The 18,430-nt window shown below is 62.3% G+C and carries 18 protein-coding genes; 15 read left to right on the top strand and 3 right to left on the bottom strand.

Annotation, left to right across the window (positions count from 1 at the left end; translation table 11 throughout):
* The first annotated feature begins 2 nt into the window (after positions 1–2).
* From JKL48_RS08965 to JKL48_RS08935, 7 genes are all read left to right on the top strand, one after another.
* The gene (locus JKL48_RS08965; RefSeq protein ID WP_201981559.1) at positions 3–2,588 is read left to right on the top strand and encodes a T9SS type A sorting domain-containing protein; all 2,586 of its coding nucleotides are present in this window, start codon (positions 3–5) and stop codon (positions 2,586–2,588) included.
* Between the two features lie 109 nt (positions 2,589–2,697).
* Positions 2,698–3,528 (top strand): maleylpyruvate isomerase N-terminal domain-containing protein, encoded by an 831-nt coding sequence (locus JKL48_RS08960; RefSeq protein ID WP_317191916.1) that lies wholly within the window; start codon positions 2,698–2,700, stop codon positions 3,526–3,528.
* A 105-nt stretch (positions 3,529–3,633) separates the two neighbouring features.
* Complete coding sequence (locus tag JKL48_RS08955) at positions 3,634–4,467, top strand: metallophosphoesterase family protein (RefSeq protein ID WP_236668691.1); 834 nt, start codon at positions 3,634–3,636, stop codon at positions 4,465–4,467.
* The gene (locus JKL48_RS08950; RefSeq protein WP_201981554.1) at positions 4,467–5,099 is read left to right on the top strand and encodes a hypothetical protein; all 633 of its coding nucleotides are present in this window, start codon (positions 4,467–4,469) and stop codon (positions 5,097–5,099) included. Before JKL48_RS08955 ends, JKL48_RS08950 begins: the two co-directional genes overlap by 1 nt.
* An 88-nt stretch (positions 5,100–5,187) precedes the next feature.
* Positions 5,188–5,907, top strand: coding sequence for a GDSL-type esterase/lipase family protein (locus JKL48_RS08945; RefSeq protein ID WP_201981552.1), 720 nt, complete (start codon positions 5,188–5,190; stop codon positions 5,905–5,907).
* A 103-nt stretch (positions 5,908–6,010) separates the two neighbouring features.
* Complete coding sequence (locus JKL48_RS08940) at positions 6,011–6,736, top strand: hypothetical protein (RefSeq protein WP_201981547.1); 726 nt, start codon at positions 6,011–6,013, stop codon at positions 6,734–6,736.
* Between the two features lie 80 nt (positions 6,737–6,816).
* Complete coding sequence (locus JKL48_RS08935) at positions 6,817–7,806, top strand: MBL fold metallo-hydrolase (RefSeq protein WP_201981544.1); 990 nt, start codon at positions 6,817–6,819, stop codon at positions 7,804–7,806.
* A 161-nt stretch (positions 7,807–7,967) separates the two neighbouring features.
* On the opposite strand, the gene JKL48_RS08930 is transcribed toward JKL48_RS08935, so the two are convergent.
* Both JKL48_RS08930 and JKL48_RS08925 read right to left on the bottom strand, forming a co-directional pair.
* Entirely contained in the window at positions 7,968–9,410 is a 1,443-nt protein-coding gene (locus tag JKL48_RS08930; RefSeq protein ID WP_201981540.1) for a hypothetical protein, read from the bottom strand.
* A gap of 107 nt (positions 9,411–9,517) precedes the next feature.
* On the bottom strand, positions 9,518–10,555 hold the full coding sequence (locus tag JKL48_RS08925) for an OmpA/MotB family protein (protein ID WP_317191915.1): 1,038 nt from the start codon (positions 10,553–10,555) through the stop codon (positions 9,518–9,520).
* A gap of 533 nt (positions 10,556–11,088) precedes the next feature.
* On the opposite strand from JKL48_RS08925, the gene accD reads away from it, so the two are divergent.
* From accD to JKL48_RS08895, 6 genes are all read left to right on the top strand, one after another.
* Positions 11,089–11,991, top strand: a complete 903-nt coding sequence (gene accD / locus JKL48_RS08920) for an acetyl-CoA carboxylase, carboxyltransferase subunit beta (RefSeq protein ID WP_201981534.1) — start codon at positions 11,089–11,091, stop codon at positions 11,989–11,991.
* 118 nt (positions 11,992–12,109) lie between these two features.
* Positions 12,110–12,856, top strand: a complete 747-nt coding sequence (locus tag JKL48_RS08915) for an OmpA family protein (protein WP_236668690.1) — start codon at positions 12,110–12,112, stop codon at positions 12,854–12,856.
* A 213-nt stretch (positions 12,857–13,069) separates the two neighbouring features.
* Entirely contained in the window at positions 13,070–13,348 is a 279-nt protein-coding gene (locus JKL48_RS08910) for a YMGG-like glycine zipper-containing protein (protein ID WP_201981531.1), read from the top strand.
* 218 nt (positions 13,349–13,566) lie between these two features.
* Entirely contained in the window at positions 13,567–14,283 is a 717-nt protein-coding gene (locus tag JKL48_RS08905) for an OmpA family protein (RefSeq protein WP_201981528.1), read from the top strand.
* A gap of 147 nt (positions 14,284–14,430) precedes the next feature.
* A complete protein-coding gene (locus tag JKL48_RS08900; protein WP_201981525.1) occupies positions 14,431–15,204 on the top strand; it encodes an endonuclease III domain-containing protein in 774 nt (257 codons plus the stop codon).
* 130 nt (positions 15,205–15,334) lie between these two features.
* A complete protein-coding gene (locus JKL48_RS08895) occupies positions 15,335–16,318 on the top strand; it encodes a radical SAM protein (protein WP_201981522.1) in 984 nt (327 codons plus the stop codon).
* A 77-nt stretch (positions 16,319–16,395) separates the two neighbouring features.
* On the opposite strand, the gene JKL48_RS08890 is transcribed toward JKL48_RS08895, so the two are convergent.
* Positions 16,396–16,887, bottom strand: a complete 492-nt coding sequence (locus tag JKL48_RS08890; RefSeq protein ID WP_201981518.1) for a hypothetical protein — start codon at positions 16,885–16,887, stop codon at positions 16,396–16,398.
* 68 nt (positions 16,888–16,955) lie between these two features.
* Here JKL48_RS08890 and JKL48_RS08885 point away from each other — a divergent pair, with 68 nt between their 5' ends.
* Complete coding sequence (locus JKL48_RS08885; protein ID WP_201981515.1) at positions 16,956–17,495, top strand: gamma carbonic anhydrase family protein; 540 nt, start codon at positions 16,956–16,958, stop codon at positions 17,493–17,495.
* A 193-nt stretch (positions 17,496–17,688) separates the two neighbouring features.
* The gene (locus tag JKL48_RS23080; RefSeq protein ID WP_236668689.1) at positions 17,689–18,315 is read left to right on the top strand and encodes a TM2 domain-containing protein; all 627 of its coding nucleotides are present in this window, start codon (positions 17,689–17,691) and stop codon (positions 18,313–18,315) included.
* Positions 18,316–18,430 lie beyond the last annotated feature (115 nt).

Raw genomic sequence — 18,430 nt, 5'->3', positions numbered from 1 at the left:
CTATGCGCACAACTACCCCTGCAAGTACCTGGCGAAGCCTTCGCGGCCTGCTACACACCCTGACGCTGGCCTTGCTGCTAGCCGGCCCGACCTGGGCCGCCACGCCGCCCACCACCAGCCCGCTGGCCACCCCGCCCGCCGCCGCTCTGCCGATGGGCCGGCCCCTGGCCGAAGCCCTGAACCCCGACGGTACCCTGCAAGCGGGCCTGCGCGGCTCCTTCGACCCCCACGGCTACACGCTGGGCACCGACGCGGCCACCGGCCGGCCCACCTTCCGCCCCGCCGGCACACTGGGCGCGGGCGATGAGCACTGGCAGGAGGGCTTCGACCTACCGGGCACGAATGGTACTGTATATGCTATGGCTCGAGCCGCCAATGGCGATTTGTACATCGGCGGCCTTTTCACCACGGCCGGGGGCGTACCGGCCAACAACTTGGCCCGCTGGAACGGCACAAACTGGAGTGCGTTGAGCGCGGGCATGAATGGCACCGTGAATGCGCTGGCCATGGACGGCAACGGGCAGCTATGCGCCGGGGGCGACTTCACCACGGCTGGGGGCGTGGCGGCGAACCGCATGGCCCGCTGGAACGGCACGGCCTGGAGCGCCCTGGGCACGGGTATGAATAACACCGTGCTGGCGTTGGCAGTGGACGGCAACGGGCAGATGTATGCCGGAGGCTTCTTCACCACGGCCGGAGGCACAGCTGCCAACCGCATGGCCCGCTGGAACGGCACGAACTGGAGCGCGCTGGATACGGGGATGAATAATGTCGTGGGCGCGTTGGCCGTGGATGGCAGCGGCAACGTCTACGCCGGGGGCGACTTCACTACGGCCGGAGGCACAGCTGCCAACCGCATGGCCCGCTGGAACGGCACGAACTGGAGTACGCTGGGCACGGGGATGAATAATCTCGTAAATACGCTGCTCGTGGATGGCAGCGGCAACGTCTACGCCGGGGGCGATTTCACCACGGCCGGAGGCACAGCTGCCAACCGCATGGCCCGCTGGAACGGCACGAACTGGAGTACGCTGGGCACGGGGATGGACAGTGGCGTGATGACGCTGGCGGTTGACGGGAGCGGCAACGTCTACGCCGGGGGATTCTTCAACACAGCTGGGGGCATGGCAGCCAAACGCGTGGCCCGCTGGAACGGCACAAGCTGGAGTGCGCTGAGTACGGGGATGAATGGCATCGTGTATGCGATGGCCGTGGTTAGCTGCGGCAACGTGTACGCCGGTGGCTATTTCACCACGGCCGGGGGTGTGGCGGCCAACTACGTGGCACGCTGGAATGGCACGGCCTGGAGTACGCTGGGCATGGGTGTGGATAGTGGCGTGCTAGCGCTGGCCGTGGACGGTAGCGGCAACGTGTACGTCGGTGGCCAGTTTATCACGGCCGGGGGTGTGGCGGCCAACTTTGTGGCGCGCTGGAACGGCACGGCCTGGAGCGCACTGGGCACAGGAATGAACAGTAACGTTCAGGCGCTGGCCGTGGACGGCAGCGGCAACGTCTACGCCGGAGGCAGCTTCACCACGGCCGGGGGCGTGGCGGCCAACTACGTGGCGTGCTGGAACGGTACAAGCTGGAACGCGCTGGGCGCGGGCCTGAATGGTACCGTGTGGGCGCTGGCCGTGGATGGTAGCGGGCAAGTGTACGTTGGGGGCGACTTCACCACGGCCGGGGGCAGGGCGGCTAACTACGTGGCCCGCTGGAACGGCACAAGCTGGAGTGCGCTGAGTACGGGCCTAAACGCTTCTGCGTATGCGCTGGCCGTGGACGGCAGCAGCAACGTGTACGCCGGGGGCTACTTTCGGACGGCCGGTGGAGCAGTGGCCAACTACGTGGCGCGCTGGAATGGTACGGCCTGGAGCGCACTGGGCACGAGCGCGCTGGGCGCGGGCGTGGATGGCACCGTCAATGCGCTGGCCGTGGACGGTATTGGTAACGTATATGCCGGGGGGCAGTTCACTACGGCCGGGGGCGTGGCAGCCAGGTTCGTGGCGTGCTGGAACGGCACGAATTGGAACGCATTGGGCACGGGCTTGGATAATTTCGTGTCAGCGCTGGCCGTGGACGGTAGCGGGCAGCTGTACGCCGGGGGGAGCTTCAGCATGGCCGGGGGGGCGACCGTCAGCCGCGTGGCCCGTTGGAACGGCACGGTCTGGAGCGCGCTGGGCACGGGCCTGAATGGTAGCGTGTTTGCGCTGGCCGCGCCGGGTACCAACCGGCTTTATGCCGGGGGAGGCTTCACGACGGTAGGCGACGGCTCGAAGGTGATGGCCAACTTCGGCATTTACAATAACGTGGTCCGGACGGGCACCACCCCGGCCGGGCTGGCCACCCAGGTGGCGGTGTACCCCAACCCGGCCGCCCGGTCGGTATCCGTAGAGCTGCCCGCCGCGCTGCGTGGCCAAGCCGCGACGGCCGAGCTGGTGGATGCGCTGGGCCGGGTGGTGCGCGCTTACGCGCTGCCTGCCAGCCCTGCCGCCCACGCCCTGCCGCTGGCGGAGGTGGCCGCCGGCGTGTACACGCTGCGTCTGCGCACGGCCGCCGGCCGCGTGAGCCGCAAGCTGGTGGTGGAATGAGCCCCGGCCGCGCCGCTGCTTCGGCTCCGGTCGGCAGCGCGGCCCAGCAGCATTGGGAGCTAGTGCCACTGCCTGGGAAAAATAGGAATACTGGTTATTCGGAATGCGTGTGCAAACTCCTCCCATCGAAACCCTGCCGCTCTTTCCGGAGCTGGACCGCCTGCTGCTGGAACTGCTGCGAGGTCTCACGCCCGAAGACTGGCAGCGCCCCACCCTGGCCCGGCAGTGGACGGTGAAGGACGTGGCCGCGCACCTGCTCGACGGCAACCTGCGGACGCTCTCGATGCTGCGCGACGGATATGCTGGCGAAGCACCGGAGGACTTTAGCTATGCCGGCCTCGTGGATTACCTCAACGGCCTGAACGCCGACTGGGTGCGGGCCCTGCGGCGCCTTAGCCCGGTCGTGCTGGTCGAGCTATTGGCGCAGTCGGGGCCGGAATACTGCGCTTATCTGGCTACCCTCGACCCCTGGGCCCCGGCGGCCTGGGCCGTGGGTTGGGCCGGCGAAACGGAGTCGCTGAACTGGTTTCACATTGCCCGCGACTATACCGAAAAATGGCACCACCAGCAGCAAATTCGTGCAGCCGTGGGGCAGACCGAGGCGCTGATGATGCCGGCGCTGCTTCAGCCTTTCCTGGCCACGATAATGCGCGGCCTGCCCCATGCCTACCGCGCCGTGCCCGCGCCGGAAGGCACGCGGGTGCAGGTCCGCATTGGCACGGCTGCGGGCGGGGTGTGGCAGCTGCTGAAAACGGCCAGCGCTTGGCAGCTTGCGCCGGCCGAGGCCGCGCCGGCTGCCGAAATCGTGCTCAGTCCCGATGTGGCGTGGCGCCTGTTTACCAAAGGCATGAGCCCGGCCGAGGCCCGGCCGCAGGTGCAGCTCAGCGGCGAGGAACGGCTGGCGGAAGCGGCGCTGGCACTGGTTGCCGTGATGGGCTAGCCTCAGGTGCCTGGCATTAAAAGCGGATTAATACCCAACCCAGCGTTTGCAAACGGGGTTTAAGGCCTGTTTATGCTTTAGGGCCGGCCAGCTGCTGGTGTTGTTATGATGCGTTTTATTCCTGCTTGGCATCGTTGGCGAGGGGTGGTGTCCGCGGTGGCACTCCTGGGGCTGACGGGCTGCGAACTGATTGAATTCAGTCCCAACGACCACCGCGTTCCGGAAGCGTTTACCAACCTGACCGCGAAAAACCTCAGCAAGCTGGCGGCCCGGCCGCTGCCAGCCGGCGACACGCTCCGGTTTGTCTTTACCGGCGATTCCCAGAAATTCTACGACGAAGCCGAGGCGCTGGTGGCCAGCGTGAATCAGCAGCCAGGCATCTCGTTTCTGGTGGTGGCCGGCGATATTTCTGACTTCGGCCTGGCCCGCGAAATGCAGTGGGTAGATGAAAAGCTGCGCCGCCTGGCGGTGCCCTACGTCACGGTCATCGGCAACCACGACCTGGTGGGCAACGGCCGCCCCACGTACGAGCATATTTTCGGCGCCTTCAACTATTCGTTTGTGTACGGCGACACCAAGTTCACCATGGTGGACACCAACGGCCGCGAGTACAACTTCGACGGCACGGCTCCCAACATGGCGTGGCTGCGGCCACAGCTCAGCACCCTCGACGGCGCCCGCCGGCAGGTGGTTATCTGCCACGTGCCGCCCACCAACAACGACTTCGACCCGGCCTTGCGGGTGCCCTACGTGGCGGCACTGCGCGAGGCCCCCGGCCTGGTGTTCGAAATGAATGGCCACAACCATTCCTACAGCATCGGCCAGCCCTACGAAGACGGGGTTACCTACGTCAATTCCGACGCTTTTTCGGAGCGGCACTACATGGTGGTCACCGTGTGGGGCGACCGGCAGTTTCGCATTAAACGGGTAGCATTCTGATGAAAAAAACGTTGCTATTGGCCCTGTTACTGCCCTTGGGAGGCACTTTTGCCGCCACGCCACCCGATACCGCTGCGGCCGGCCCGGCTGCTGCGCCGCGCCCGGCCCGGCCATGGTACCGCCCCGCGCATCTGGCCCTGCAAACCGGCGGTGGCCTGGGCATGGTGGCCGCCGGGGCTGGCTACGAATACGCAAAAGGCCGCCTCGAAACCGACGTTTTGCTGGGCTATGTGCCCAGGTACTACGCGGGCTCCACGCTCAGCCTGGCGTCGTTGAAATTTATGTACTCGCCTTTCCGGCTGCCGGTGGGGGAGAGGCTGCAAGTGGTGCCGCTCACGGTGGGGGCGTATTTCAGCTACACCCACGGCACTCTCAACGACGAGCTGAAGGGCCAGTATGCGAGCGACTACTACTGGTTTTCGACCGATACGCGCTACGGACCAATGCTGGGCAGCCGCGTTACGTTGCTGGGGGCGCCGGTGGCCGCCACGGGGCAGCCGCGCAAGCTTTCGGCCTACTATGAGCTGGGCACCAACGACCTGTACCTGGCCAGCTACTTCAACAACCGCAACGGCGGCTTGCGCTTTGGCCAGCTGCTGACGTTGGCGCTGGGGGTGAAGATGGATTTTTAGGGCGAGAGGCGTGCCTACTCAACGCGGGCCGCAAGCCAATCTGGGAGCGGACCAGCGGCGTACATCCCGCTGGCTTTTCCGATACCCCATGCTGCTGCGCCTACCGCTCCTCTTATTTCCGTGCTTTCTGTGGGTATTTCAGGGGTGCGCGGTTCAGCAACCGGCCACGCTGGCGGCTGAGCCGCGCACAGTCAGTGGCGCTGAGATAAGCTACCTGGCCCTGGGCGATTCGTACACCATTGGCGAAGGCGTGGGCCCTGCTGAGCGCTGGCCTGTGCAGCTGGCCGCGTTGGCGCGCCGCCAAGGCATTGCCTTGCAAGCGCCCGATATCATAGCCCGCACCGGCTGGACAACGGCCGAGCTGCAAGCAGCCATCAGCGCGGCCAACAACCAGCGCACCTACGGCCTGGTATCGCTGCTGATTGGGGTAAACAATCAGTTCCGGGGGCAGTCAGGGGTGCTTTATCGGCAGCAGTTTCGGGACTTGCTTCATACGGCCGTGCGCTTCGCCGGCGGGCGGCCGGGCCGGGTGTTTGTGCTCTCCATTCCCGATTGGGGCCAGGCGCCTTTTGCCCGGCGGTCGGGTGTTGAACCATCCATAGTCGGCGCCGAAATCGACCACTTCAACGCCGTGGCCCAGGACGAGTGCCACCAGGCGGGCATTGCCTACATCGACATCACGCCCCTGACCCGTGCGGCGGCCGGCGACGCCGCACAGTTCGCCCGCGACGGCCTGCACTATTCCGGCCCCCAAACGCAGCGTTGGGCCGCGCTGGCCCTGCCGGTGGTACGGGGCCTGCTGCCATAAGGGCCGGCCAGGATGTAACCCGAGGCGGTGGCAGTCGGTCAAGGGGCCAATGTGCGGCCGCGGCTATCTTTCGTCCGCAGGGCCCGCTCGTTCCTTCCCATCCATGAGAAAATACTTTCTATTCCCTTTTCTACCCCTGCTGGCGCTGGCCGTTCCGGGTGCCGCCCAAGACACTGAAATCATCGGGCGGGTAGGCGTGGGGCTGATGCAATTTGCCGGCAAGGACGCCGTGGCCACCTCCCAACTAAACTATACCAGCTACAACGGCTACACCGCCGGCTACACCAACAGCCCCTACGGCAGCCAACTGGGCACCGGCATCAGCCTGGCCGGGCGGCTGCAGCAGGTCAGCGCCTGGGGCGGCATGTTTGCTTTCGACCTTGGCTACGACTGGTTGCGCACCCACACCGGCATTAGCGCACTCAATTATTACGACGGTGTCTCGAATACTGCGCGCCCAGCCACCGGCACTATTTCGTTGGCATCCAATCACCTGGCTGCATTCCTGGGACTAGGTTATCGCTTGAAAACAGCTGTCGTCGACATCGACTTGCTGGCCGGCCCGGAAGTGGCCTATGCGTTTGACTTTCGCGAAAAAGGCAGCGGCACCTACGATGGCAGCCAGGCCTGGAATATCGACAACGACCGTTGGGAACGCCAGATTGTGGACCCACGCCTGCGGGGCGATGCCACGGTATGGTTCCATCGGTTTGGCGTAAATGCCAGCTATTCGTATGGCTTCAGAAACTACCAGAGCGGCGTGGTAGGCGCAAGCCCAATGGTGTATTCGCGCATTTTGCGGCTGGGACTGGCCTACCGGCTGCGGTAGCCCGCAAAACATGTGGACAAGCTATGCGTCTTACCCGAGCGCGGCCGCTGGCTGGCCGCGCTTAGCCTCCTCATTCCCGCATGCAACTTCAGGCCCGATACGACGGTAAAATTTACCATAATGCCCTTCCTACCAGCGTCAATCCGCCTTCTGGCTACGGCGCGCTGCTGAAACGCTACCTGCTGGGCAAGGAGGAACGGGAGCCCAAAGCGCCGCTCGGTCCTTTTCCGGCCGATGCGGCTGCGCTGGCATTGCCAGTGCCGCCCACCGCGCTGCGGGCCACCTGGCTGGGCCATTCCAGCACGCTGCTCGAAATAGACGGCCGCCGCATCCTCACCGACCCCGTGTGGAGCGAGCGGGTGTCGCCGTCCCAACTGGTGGGGCCGAAACGGTTTTTTGCGCCTCCGCTGCCGTTGGCCAGCCTGCCCCAACTCGACGCCGTGCTGCTGTCGCACGACCACTACGACCACCTCGACGAAGCCGCTATCCGGCAGCTAGGCCGCACCGGAGTGCCGTTTTATTGCCCGTTGGGCGTGGGCGCGCACCTGCACCGCTGGGGCGTGCCGGCCGCCAAAATCACGGAACTGAATTGGTGGGAATCGACCAAGCTGGCCGACGATTTTAGGCTGGTAGCCACCCCGGCCCGGCATTTCTCGGGCCGGGGCCTCACCCGCAACAAGACCCTCTGGGCTTCATGGTGCCTGCTGGGGCCGCACCACAAAGTATTTTTCGGCGGCGACTCCGGCCCGTTCGAGGAAGGCTTCCGGCAGATTGGGGCCGCCTATGGTCCCTTCGATTTGACCATGCTGGAAATCGGGGCTGCTGATGCCGAATGGGCCGATATTCACATGGGCCCGACTGTGGCGCTCCAGGCGCATCGGCTGCTGGGCGGCGGGCCGCTGCTGCCCTTGCATTGGGGCACCTTCAACCTCGCGTTTCACGCCTGGCGTGCCCCTGTGCAGCAACTCATTGCCGAAGCCGGCCCGGACGTGCCGCTGCTGCTGCCCGCGCCCGGCCAGCGCGTCGACGTAGCTGCCGGGTCGTTCAACTCGCAGTGGTGGCAGAAATAAGCCTGTATCTGGTCAAACACGGTCATGCAGAGCGCAGCGAAGCATCTCGCGTGCCTCCACTAACCAACACGATTGAATTACCACCGCACGCGAGATGTTTCGCTGCGCGCTGCATGACCGTGCGCTTGCTGCACAAATACCATCCAGAACCAAATAGCAACCTACCGGCCGCTATATGACAGGCGCGCTACTTGGCTTCCATCGAGGTTGCGAGCGAAATACAGGCCGGCTGCAATGCCAGCTTCTGGTCGCCACACCACATTGCCGCTGGCATCAGTGGCGAGGTGGGCTACTGTACGACCTAGCCCGTCAACAATGGCCACCGGCTGGCGGCCAGCACCCTGGAGCTGAAACCGGACCTCTTCCGAAAAGGGCGTGGGGTACGGTAGCTGGGCGAGATTCTGATGAGCGGGTTGCGTAGCGAGCACCTGCTGGGTCACCAGAATCGGCAGCGTAACGGCGGTGGCGCCGGCTGTCGGGCAGGCATTGTCGGCGGCCATGGCGGTGAGGGTGTAGCGGCCCAGCGGCTGCGCGGCCGGCACCTGCCAGGTAAGCAGGCCCTGGCCATTGCCCTGGTCCTGGAACGTCGCACCGGGTACCAGGCCTGCTACGTCACTAGTCAAGGTAAGTACTTGCCCGGCATCGGGGTCGGCGGCGGTGAGGGTGAGCGAAAGCGTTTGGCCAGGGTTTACGCGAATGGTTTGGCCGAGGAGCTGGCCGGTGGGGTTGCTGGTCAAGGCAACGCGGTTGAAGGCAGGAAGCTGATTATTACTCAGAGCCACCAGATACATAATGTCGCGAGTGACACTGCCAATCCGTTGCCAGCTACCATTCAGCCGTCGGTATTCGTCCACTCGTGCTGCTAGGTCATAGAAGCCCTGCTGGGTAGGACCTGCCAGCGTGAGCAGCTCTCCCGTGGCCGCGTTTAATTGAAAATGCGGCGCAACGGTACCGATGGTGCCCGTGGCACAGGCTGAAATCGTGGAAGCTGTGCCCAAAGACGGTACCAGTTGATACACCAGCGAATCCCCGTCACTGTCAAAGGCACTAAGGCTTTGGTGCAGTTGCGGCTGCGTGCTGCTAAGCAGAATGAGCTGGGTTGTAAGGAAGCGCGGCGAAGAATCGACCAATCCGGTGGTGTTATCCAATTCGGAAGACACGTAAAAATTCTGCTGCGATGACTGCGGTACGTTGATGATGTCGGAACGCCGGTTTGTGGCCTGGATGCTTAGCGTCCAGCGCGCCGGTGGCAGTTGAACATCGCCTTCCAGCGTCATGAGGCGGTAAGAAATCCCCACGCTCCCCGAACAGCCGTTGGTTTTCAGTACACTACTGGTAAGGGTCAGCAGGACCGTAAAGCTGCCGGGCAGTGTATTGCCGCACTCGTTCCGTCCGCACGTCACTATCACATTATTAGTCTGAATTACTGTGTTGGGGTCTCGAAACAAGCGTGCCGTGATGTGGTAGAGGTTGGGGTTGGCCACCGTGCCCACGTACTGATACGTTAATTCGCTGCCCAACTCGTGTGTGGCGTGAGCAATGAGCGCACTAGTCCAGCAAAAAAGGAAACCCACTACGCTGCGAAAGAGGAAAGACAAACGCATGACTCAGCTTGGAAAAGGGTAGAAACCAAACACCAGCCCGGCAACGGCTGCCGGGCTGGTGAAGATAGTAATAATCAAGATAATCCGACCTGTCGGAGCGCAATAATTTATTTGCCCGGCGCGGCCGGGGCCACCGGCGCGGCCGGCGTGCTGGAGTTGCTGTCCAGAATCTGAAACAGCTCGTTGAGCTTGGGCGTGAGAATGATTTCGGTGCGGCGGTTCATGGCCTTGTTCTGAGGCGTGTCATTGGCCGCTACCGGCACGTACTGGCCCCGGCCCGACGCCGTAACGCGCTCCGGCGAAACCCCGGCCGTGGTGAGCAGGCGCGCAATTTCGGTGGCGCGCAGGGCGCTCAGGTCCCAGTTATCGGTCATGCCGGCGGTGCCGCGCAGAATGGGCACGTTGTCGGTGTGGCCTTCCACCACCACGTTCACGTCCTTCTGCTCCTGCAGCACGGCGGCCAGCTTTTTCAGCGCCTCCTGGCCCTTAGGGTCCACTTTGGTAGAACCCGATTTGAACAGCAGCTGCTCCGAAAGCGACACGTACACCTTGCCGTCTTTCAGCTTCACCTGCAGGTCGCTGCTGTTGAAGCTGAGCAGGGCCTTGCTCACGCGGGCCTTTAGGTCGGCCACGGCTTGGTCCTTATCGGCCAGGGCTTTGGTGAGCTCGGTGAGGCGGGCCTCGCGGGTTTGCAGGTCGGCGGCGAGGCGGTCGTTGGCAGCCTTGCTTTTTTGCAGGGTGGTTTCCAGCTCGCCCAGCTCGGCTTCGCGGCGGGCCAGGTCTCTGGCCACTTTGTTGTAGTCGGACGACTTATTGGCCAGCTCCCGGTCGCTATTTTTGAGCAGCTTGTCGTAGCTGTTGTTCAGCTCGTTATACAGCATCCGGGTTTTGCGGTAGGCGTTGCCGGTTTCGGTCGAGTCCACCACGAGGCGCTTTTGGCTGAGGCGCAGCTGGGCGAGTTCGTCGGAGGCCTTTTGCAGCTCAGTGGTGGCGTTGCGCAACTGGCGCTCAGCGGCGGCTTTGCCTTCGGCGTCGGCGCGCTGGCGGGCGCTCAGGTCGTCGTAGCGCTTGGCCGTCACGCAGCTGTGGAGGACGGGGGCGGCGAGGAGCGACAGGGCCAGCAGGGCAGGGGAGAAGCGTTTCACAGAATGGACGAGGCAGTAAGCCGGGCCTTCGGCAACCGGACTGTCCGGCCGCGTTGGCGTGGCAAGGTAGCGCCGGAAGGGCATTGGGGGCGCATCCGGGCCAGCCAGTTGCTGCCGGGCGTTTCGTTTTCGGGCTATATTTGTTCACCTCCTTTCTATAGGCGCCTGCCTTGCCCGCGCCACCTGCTCCGTTCTTGCATGATGACTTTTTTGCTAACCCCAAACCCCTAAAACGAGGCTTTGTGTGCCCACGCGGCCAGGGTGAGCAAAGACCAGCCCCATCCGCCCGGCAGCTGCCCACGGAGGGCGTCGAATTATTGCATCCCGTCCAATGATGTGTACCTTAACCCAACCATCACGCTGGCGTAAACCTCAATGGGGCATGAGCTGCTTGCCGGCAGTAGTGTAAGGCAGAGCCCATGACTTATCTTTGACGCCCTGTTTATCAGTCACGGCAAGCCCGAAGCTTGCGGCACTCCCTAAAAAAATAAAAGCTGCTAGCCTTCCCGCTAACAGCCGAAAGCGAACATAAAATGGCCTGGTTTAAGCGCGTAGAGAAGGGCATCGTTACCCCTACTGAGCAGAAAAAAGAGACCCCCGACGGCCTCTGGTACAAGTGTCCGGAGTGTAAAACCGTGGCCACCATGGCCGAGCACAAGCGCCTGCTGTACGTGTGCGGCAATTGCGGCCACCACGACCGCATCGACGCGGCCGACTACTTCGAGTTTCTGTTCGATAATAACGAGTTTACCGAACTCGATGCCGACCTGACCTCCGGCGACCCGCTGCATTTTGTCGACACCAAGGCCTATCCGCAGCGCATTGTGGCCACCGAGCGCAATACCGGTCTGAAAGATGCCGTGCGTACCGCCCACGGCCTGAGTGCCGGCCAGCCGCTGGTGGTGGCGGCCATGGACTTCAAGTTCATCGGCGGCTCGATGGGCTCGGTGGTGGGCGAAAAAATTGCCCGCGCCATCGACTTCGCCCGCCAGAACCACATCCCCTTCCTCATGATTTCGCGCTCCGGGGGCGCCCGCATGATGGAGGCCGGCTACTCGCTGATGCAAATGGCCAAAACCTCGGCCAAGCTGGCGCTGCTGTCTGCCGCCGGCGTGCCCTACGTGAGCCTGCTCACGGACCCTACCACGGGCGGCGTCACGGCGTCGTTTGCCATGCTGGGCGACTTTAACATTGCCGAGCCGGGCGCGCTCATCGGCTTTGCCGGCCCCCGCGTCATCAAGGAAACCATTGGCAAAGACCTACCCAAGGGCTTCCAAAGCGCGGAGTTTGTGCTCGAGCATGGCTTCCTCGATTTCATAGTGGACCGCCGCGAGCTGAAGCAGCGGCTGGCCGACCTGCTGGGCATGCTCCGGCCCGATTCGGTGGCTGCCCCGGCGGGTAAGGAGCCGCGCCGTTCCTCCGCAAAAGCGCATTAGAACGCTGAAAAGCAGGTTTTTTTATTTCGGCACACTTCTTGAAAAACCCATTTCCGGTACCGGAGTGGGTTTTTCCCGTATAAGCTCCGGAATATCTTCACCCACTTTTCATTTTCACATGAACACTTCCAAATCTTTTCTTTCCGTATTGATGGCTTTCGTGCTGCTGTTCAGCTCGTGCGCCACTTCGCAGCAAGCCAGCACTACCCAGCCCGACCTCTCGACCAATAACGGCACCGGCGCCCGTAAAACCGGCATGAGCAAAACCACCAAAGGCGGCCTGTTGGGCGCCGGTGGTGGAGCCGTGATTGGGGGCGTGGTAGGCGGGCTGCTGGGCGGCGGCAAGGGCACGGCCATTGGCGCCATTGTGGGCGCCGCGGCAGGTGGCACCACCGGCGCCATTATTGGTCGGAAAATGGACAAACAGGCCGCTGACCTGCAGAAAGACATGCAGAACGCCAAGGTAGAGCGCGTGGGCGAAGGCATCAAAATCACCTTCGACTCGGGCATCCTCTTCGATACCAACTCGGCTACGCTGCGTCCGGCTTCGGAAACGGACATCACCAAGATGGCCGCCATTTTGCAGAAATACCCCGATACCAACGTGCTGATTGAAGGCCACACCGACAACTCGGGTAGCGACGCCATCAACCAGCCGCTTTCCGAGCGTCGGGCCCAGGCCGTGGCCAACTCCACCATTGCCAAAGGCGTGGCTTCGAGCCGCATCACTACCCAAGGCTACGGTTCGACGCAGCCCGTGGGCGATAACACCACGCCCGAAGGTAAGCAGGCCAACCGCCGCGTAGAAATTGCCATCTACGCCAACGAGAAGATGAAAAAGGCTGCTGAAAACGGCACCTTGTAAAGCCACTCACTGCGTAATTTTCACTGCTCGCTTAAGCGCTACGAATTACTCAGATTACCAGAAAAGGCCACCCCGATGGGTGGCTTTTTTTGTGCTCAACGCCGCCGCTGGGTGCCGCTTCCAGAATTGCTGGTCCGAACACAACCTCGGCGAATTAGGCCGCGTTTAAGCCCCGTTGGCATTTTCCAACCTCCACTTTTATCCTTGTTCATCATGAAAACTTTCAAGATATATTTCCTGCTGTTGCTCTCGTTCCTCATGCTGGCTGGCGGCGCTGCTCAGGCCCAGACGCCCAAAAAAGGCTGGAGCAATAAGGCCAAAGGCGCGGCCATTGGCGGCGGCGCTGGTGCCGTGACTGGGGCCGTGCTGGGCGGTGGCAAAGGGGCCGTGATTGGTGCCGCAGCCGGCGTGGTAGGCGGGGGCCTGATTGGGCGTAATAAGGACAAGAAAAAAGACCCTGCGCGCTACAACGCCTACAAGGGCAAGAAATAGCCCGAACTTATCAGCGAACAGCTAATACAAAAAAACGGCCCTGCCCTTGCGGTGGGGCCGTTTTTTTGGTTGAACGCCATACCCACTTGGTTAAACGGGTGGGGGCTCGTGTTGAGCTTGGAGAGTTTGGCAAGGTGGTTGCAAATAGCGTACTTGCCGGCCAATTGCACTCGCCGAGGCTTTTCGTCGGCATCTTTTATCCAAACCCCTTTTTAAACATGAAATTTCTTCGTTCATCCCTCACATTTCTCCTGGCCCTGCTGCTGTTGGTAAACAACTTTGCGCAGGCCCAAACCACCACCGTTTCGACGGATAAGCCGAAAGGCATGAGCAAAACCCTGAAGGGCGGCATCATTGGCGGCCTGGGTGGCGCGGTAGCGGGTGGCGTGGCCGGCCGTTTGATTGGCGGCAAGTCGGGCACGGCCAAAGGCGCTATCATTGGCGCCGTGGTGGGTGGTACCGCCGGTGCGCTCATCGGTCGCAAAATGGACAAAGCCGCCGCTGAATTGCGCCGCGACCTGGAAGGCGCTACCGTGGAGCGCGTCGGCGAAGGCATCAAAATCACCTTTGCTTCGGGCATCCTGTTCGGCACCAACTCGTCGAGCCTGACCCCGGAAGCGGCCGGCAACATCGACCAGCTGGCCACGACCCTGAAGAAATACGCCGACACCAACGTCGTGATTGAAGGCCACACCGACAGCTCCGGCTCGGATGCCATCAACCAGCCCCTCTCGGAGCGTCGCGCGCAGGCTGTGTCGAATGAAATTCAGGGCCAGGGCGTTGATGCCGCCCGCATCACGGCCAAAGGCTACGGCTCGACCCAGCCCGTGGGCGACAACAGCACCGCCGCTGGCAAAGCCGCCAACCGTCGCGTAGAGGTGGCCATCTTCGCCAACGAGAAGATGCAGAAGGCTGCCAAAAAAGGCCAGCTGTAAGCCAAAGCCGGCGGTGTAAGAGCCGCCGGTATTCAACTAAAAAAGGCGGCCGGTTTGGCCGCCTTTTTTTATGCTGTAAAACACGGAACGAATGCCGAGAGGCAGCGGCCGGACAACTTTGCCTGGGGCTAAACGGTACAACCGGCCATGCCTTCTCCCGACGCCACCTATACCTCGCCCGCCGCCGAAAAAGCCTGGGCCGACCACCAGATTCTCGACCATTTCTACGGCCACTTGCCGCCTGAGCCCCGCCGCACGCCCATGCGCGAGCTGGTTTCCACCGTCCTCTCGCACCGCACCACCCACGCCGACGAGGAGCTGGCCTACGACCGCATGCTGGAAGCTTTTGGCGACTGGGCCGGGGTGGAGGCTGCCCCCACCCAAGAACTGGCCCAAGCTATCCGCACCACGCGCTGGCCCGATACGCAGGCCCCACGCATTCAGGAAATTCTGCGGCGCATCCGGGCCGAAACGGGCGGGCCGTTCGACCTGGATTTTCTGGCTGACTGGCCCACGGAAAAAGGAATGGCCTGGCTCACGGATATGCCCGGCATCGGCTTGAAAACTGCGTCGTTGCTGCTGCTTTTCAACTACCACAAGCCCGTTTTGCCCGTCGATACGCACGTCCATCGGGTGGCGCAGCGGGTGGGTTTTCTTGGCCCAAAAGTATCGGTAGAGAAGGCGCACAGCGTGCTGCTGGCCCTGCTCCCAGCCGATGCCGAAACGCTATTCAACTTCCACAAGCACAACTACTGGCACGGGCAGCAGATTTGCTTTTTCCTGAAGCCGAACTGTGCCCGCTGCCCACTGAAAGGCTTTTGCAACTACTACCAAGAGCATTTTGGAGAAGCTACGGCCGAGGCGCTGGCCGCCACGCCCGATAGGTGGGATGCTGCCGCCTGGGGCAAGCTGCCGCATTAATAACGATTATCTGAACGTCATGCTGAGCGCAGTCGAAGCATCTCTCCCGTGTGAGTAATTCAATTTACTATGGCGGTAGAGATGCTTCGACAAGCTCAGCATGACGTTCAGAGGGGTGTACCTTTACGCCATGCGCCTTGTCAAGCACCCCGTCCTCTGCAATTACTACGTCACGTACCGCTGCAATGCGAAGTGCGCGTTTTGCGACATCTGGGAGAAGCCCTCGCCCTACATCACGCTCGAAGACGTGACGCAGAACCTGCGCGACTTGAAGCGGCTGGGCGTGTCCGTCATTGACTTCACGGGCGGCGAGCCGCTGCTGCATCGGCAGCTGCCCGAGTTTCTGGGCCTGGCGCGGGAAATGGGTTTTATCACGACCGTCACGACTAACGGCCTGCTTTACCCCAAAAACGCGGAGAAGCTGCGCGGCAAAGTCGACATGCTGCACTTTTCGCTGGATTCGGCCGACCGCGACACCCACGACCTGGGCCGTGGTGTGGCCTGCTACGATTTTGTGCTCGAAAGCATTCGGGTGGCCAAAGAGCTGGGCGAGCGGCCGGACATTCTCTTCACCGTGTTCCGCAAAAACCTGGCGGACCTGGAGGCCGTGTACCGCGACATTACCCAGCCCAACGGCCTCGTGCTCATCCTCAACCCCGCTTTCGAGTACGGCGACGTGGAAACCGGCGAGCAGCTCACGCCCGAGGAGCTGGACTACCTCTCCGCCTTCGGCAAGCGCAAGGGCGTGTACCTGAACGAGGCATTCATTCAGCTGCGGCGCGATGGTGGCAACCACGTGGCCGCGCCCGTGTGCCGGGCCGCCAGCACCACGCTGGTCATCTCGCCCAGCAACGAGCTGGTGCTGCCCTGCTACCACCTCGGCGAGCAGAAATTCCCCATCGACGGCCATCTGTTCGACCTCTACCACGCGCCTGAAACTCAACGCCTGGCCGTGCTGGAAGGCCGCTTGCCTGCCTGCGAGGGCTGCACCATCAACTGCTACATGCAGCCCAGCTTCGCGGTCGAAACCAGCAAGTACTTCTGGCAGGCTTTGCCCAGCACGCTCAAGTATAACTGGGAAAAGGGGACGTGGAAACGGCTCATCGGCGCGTAGGGGCGGGGCCTGCCCCCCGCCCCTACGCGCCGAAACAACGATTTTATTCAACGTCCGGGCGGGGGCAGGCCCCGCCCCTACATCGTGCCAGAGGCGTCTGGTCTTGGCACTGCCAGTTGCTCAAGAGCCTCCTTTATCTCAGCGGGTCGCTGGGTGCCCAACAGCAGGCGAGTGCCGTCTCGCAGCACGAGCTGCAGGCCTTGGTCGCCGGAGATGTTGAGGGCGCGGTTGCTGCGCCGACCCTTCAGGCCCCAGCCGCCGTACTCGCCCAGCGGGTCGTAGGCGCGCACGTAGGCTTGGGAAATTTCCGTCCAGGGGCGAGACTGCCAGTTCCATTGCAGCGGGAAAAGGCGGTAATGCATCCCGGCGTCATCTAGGCGGGTTTCGAGCCGAAGCGTGAGCAGCAAGACGATACTAAGGGCCACCGCGACGCCAGCCACCACGGCGGCCCAATCAGCGCGAAAGGGTTTGGCCGGCACCAGCCAGACCAGCGTGCCCACCACGATAATTGGCGCCAGCAGCAGCGGCCACCAGCGGCGGATGAAAACCTGACGTTCCTGAAACAGCATGAGTCGATAAAAAACAGGTGAACCACAAACCGCCGCATATTTACGGCCGAACCAATCCTTGTATCGCCATGCCCGCCCTTATATTACCTGTTCATGGCATCATGCCCACCATTCCGGCCGATTGCTTCGTGGCCGATAACGCCACCATCATCGGCGATGTGGTGCTGGGAAATAAATGCACCGTTTGGTTCACGGCCGTCATTCGCGGCGACGTGCACCGCATTCGCATCGGCGACGAAACCAATATCCAGGACGGCGCGGTGCTGCACTGCACCTACCAAAAAGCGCCGCTCAGCATCGGTAGCCGCGTCAGCATCGGGCACCGGGCGCTGGTGCACGGCTGCACCGTGGAGGACGACGTGCTCATCGGCATGGGCGCCATTGTGATGGACCACGCCGTGGTGGGCACGGGCTGCATCATCGCGGCCGGGGCCGTAGTGCTGGAAAATGTGGTGTGCGAGCCGGGCTTTCTGTATGCTGGTGTTCCTGCCAAAAAAATTAAGCCCGTGACGGAAGCGCAGCGTGAAGGACTGAAGCGCACCGCCGCCAACTATCAGACCTATGCCAGCTGGCTGGCAGCAGAAAACCCCGCAAAACCACGGGCTTGAAAAGGCGCAAGAGACGGCAGAAAGCCGAGAGGTGATTGGTGGTTCGGGAAAGAACGAAAATAGGGCGAAGGACTGACTGAAAATAACTTTTCCAGTTGGGTTGTGTCGGGGTTGCCGCTACATATATTTGTTCGCTTGCCACCATTCGGTAGTTTGCTCGGGCCGTTTTCATTTTTTCACCCCATCTCGTTTTATGCGCAACTCGTACCTCACCACGCTATTATCGTTTGGCGTAGCCATTGCCTCGCTGTCCTCGTGCAGCCGGGCAACTTATTCTTTCAACAACGCCGCGCCGGCGTACTTAGGCACCACGCACGCAAGAGCGTCTGCTCCAGTTGCGGCCCCGAACACGGCAGAAGCAATAGCTGTTGAAGCCCCTTCGGCAACTCCGGCCGCGGCGCTGCCCGTTCAGGCAGCCACCGTTGCGCTCGCGGCTCCGGTTAAGGTTCGGGTGGCCCACCGGCCCGCCCATGTCGCTGCGGCTTCGACGGAAACCGTTAGTGCCCGGCCCGCGGTCACCAAAGCCGACCGCAAGGAAATGAAGCAAGCCCTGCGGCAAATCATCAAGCAAAAGAAAGCAACCTCACCCAGCCGCATTTCGGCTGAAGGCAAAAGCCAGCTGGTGGCTGCGCTGCTGTGCTTCTTCCTCGGCGGTATCGGCGTGCACGATTTCTACCTGGGCTACATTGGCAAAGGCATCCTGCAAATCTTCCTGACCCTGCTCTTTGGCTTGGGCATTATTCTGGTAATCATTGATTTGATTCGCATTCTGACGGGCAGTCTAAAGCCCAAGAACGGCGACTACGCCTCAAAGCTGTAATTCTTCTGCCCGAGTAATTATTGCACAAAAAAGCCCTTCTCCCAACCGGAGAGGGGCTTTTTTATGCTTTGACGGATGCGTCAGCGGGCTGGTCGCGTAGCAGCCGCTGTTTCCG

It is taken from the genome of Hymenobacter rubidus, assembly GCF_016734815.1.
Taxonomy (GTDB): domain Bacteria; phylum Bacteroidota; class Bacteroidia; order Cytophagales; family Hymenobacteraceae; genus Hymenobacter; species Hymenobacter rubidus.
The sequence above is the reverse complement of the archived record's forward strand: the minus strand, read 5'-3'. Positions and strand labels throughout refer to the sequence as shown.